Origin of the sequence: Mesorhizobium sp. M2A.F.Ca.ET.039.01.1.1, from assembly GCF_003998035.1 — a bacterium.
Lineage (GTDB): Bacteria > Pseudomonadota > Alphaproteobacteria > Rhizobiales > Rhizobiaceae > Mesorhizobium.
Genome location: NZ_RZRY01001022.1, coordinates 1 through 1,759, shown reverse-complemented (window position 1 = coordinate 1,759; position 1,759 = coordinate 1). Strand labels below are relative to the sequence as shown.

At 62.9% G+C, this 1,759-nt stretch carries 2 protein-coding genes and 1 pseudogene; all 3 read right to left on the bottom strand.

Annotated features, from left to right (window positions below; translation table 11 throughout):
* On the bottom strand, positions 1 to 965 hold a 965-nt coding region (locus tag EOA24_RS36830; RefSeq protein ID WP_133374843.1), incomplete at its 3' end, for a GMC family oxidoreductase.
* Positions 966 to 1,013: 48 nt separating this feature from the next.
* On the bottom strand, positions 1,014 to 1,544 hold the full coding sequence (locus EOA24_RS36825) for a gluconate 2-dehydrogenase subunit 3 family protein (RefSeq protein ID WP_126082560.1): 531 nt from the start codon (positions 1,542 to 1,544) through the stop codon (positions 1,014 to 1,016).
* Positions 1,545 to 1,623: 79 nt separating this feature from the next.
* Positions 1,624 to 1,759: pseudogene (locus EOA24_RS43590) on the bottom strand (lactoylglutathione lyase); the annotation flags it as partial.

Below are 1,759 nucleotides of genomic sequence, written 5' to 3'. Positions count from 1 at the left end.
CCGCGATACATGTGCACCGGCTTGTCGAAAATCGCGTAGACCGAGCCGGTGGTGTGGCGCATGTAGTTTTTGCCCACCTGCCCCGACGAGTTGGCGAGCCCGTGCGGGAACTTGCTCGATTCCGAATTGAGCAGCAGGCGCGGGCTCTCGATCGAATTGCCGGCGACGGCGACGATGCGGGCCTTCTGCTCCTGCAGCTTGCCGTCCTTGTCGGCATAGACGACGCCGGTCACCTTGCCGGAAGCGTCATGGTTGATCTTGATCACCATCGAGTTCGGCCGGACCTCCAGATGCCCAGTCGCTTCGCCCTTCGGGATTTCGGTGTAGAGCGTCGACCATTTGGCGCCCCATTTGCAGCCCTGGAAGCAGAAGCCGGTCTGCTGGCAGGAATTGCGGTCGTCGCGCTGCACCGAATTGATCGCCATGTTGCCGGTGTGGCATTCCTTGTAGCCGAGCTTGTCGGCGCCGGCCTTGAGCACCTTGAAGTTGTTGTTGCCCGGCAGCCGCGGCCAGTCATTGGTGCCCGTGACGCCCATCTTGGCCTCGGCCTTGGCGTAATACGGTTCCATTTCGGCCAGCGTCACCGGCCAGTCGAGGAGGTTCGCGCCCTTGACCTTGCCGTAGGTCGTGGCCGCCTTGAATTCATGCTCCTGGAAGCGCAGCGAGGCGCCCGCCCAGTGCGTCGTCGAACCGCCGACCGATTTGACGATCCAGGCCGGCAGGTTCGGGAAATCCTTGGCCACGCGCCAGTCGCCCGAGGTGGTGCGCTTGTCCTTCCAGGCGAGCTGGGCAAAGGAATCCCACTCGTCGTTGATGAAATCCTCATATTCGTGGCGTGCGCCCGCCTCGAGGATGACGACGTCGATGCCTTTCTGCGCCAGCTCGTTGCCGAGCGTACCGCCGCCGGCGCCGGAGCCGATGATGACGACCACGCCATCGTTCTTGAGATCAAATGATGCTGCCATGGTTTCCTCCCATGAAATCCGTAGAAATGCGGTTCAGGACAGAGCGGTCTACAGCCACTCGATGTCGTTGAAGCCGCGCGCGATGTAGCCGCCCTTGGAATAGGACTCGCCTTCGTAGCCAAAGATCGGCCACAGCTCCTTCTGGTTGTAGAGGCTGACGACGAGGCCGCCGCGTACCGCCTGGAAGAACGGCGTCTTCTCGATGCCGGTGAGCAGCGCGACCCGCTGCTCTTCCCAGCCGATCCCGCGATAACCGCCCTTGCCGGCCTTCTTGTCGAGCTCGGCGATGCCCTTCTCGATCAGTTCCTTATGGGCCGGGTCCTTGGCCGCCGTCTCGTCATGGCCCTTGACGGCAATGGCGTAGTATTTGTCGGGCACCTGGTCGTGCGGATAGATGTCGCGCGCCATCTGGATCAGCGTCGCCATCGTCTCGGGCTTCAGCGCCGAGGTTTCGAGACCCCAAGCGTGTTCGGGGCTGATGACGGCGCTGCCGGAGATGATGAGCAGCGCGCCGGCACCGCCGCGCTTGAGAAGCTCTCGCCGCGAAAGCCCGGCTTTCTTCTCATAAACTGTAACCATGATTTCCTCCCTGCTTGCTGTTCGCGCCCCTGAGGGCGCCGTTGCTGGCGCCGCGCCGGTCCGCGCGGCGGAATGTCCCCTATTGGAAGCGCCCTCCTCGCTGCAGGACCTCGATCTTGTAGCCGTCGGGATCCTCGATGAAGAAGAAGCGGGCAATCCGCACCCCGTGGTGATTGAACTCGACGATCTTCCTCGGATTGAACCCGAGCGCGCCG

Bases quoted from the DNA above. Each gene is read 5' to 3' on its own strand.
- EOA24_RS36825 (WP_126082560.1), bottom strand. From the start codon at position 1,544: ATGGTTACAGTTTATGAGAAGAAAGCCGGGCTTTCGCGGCGAGAGCTT.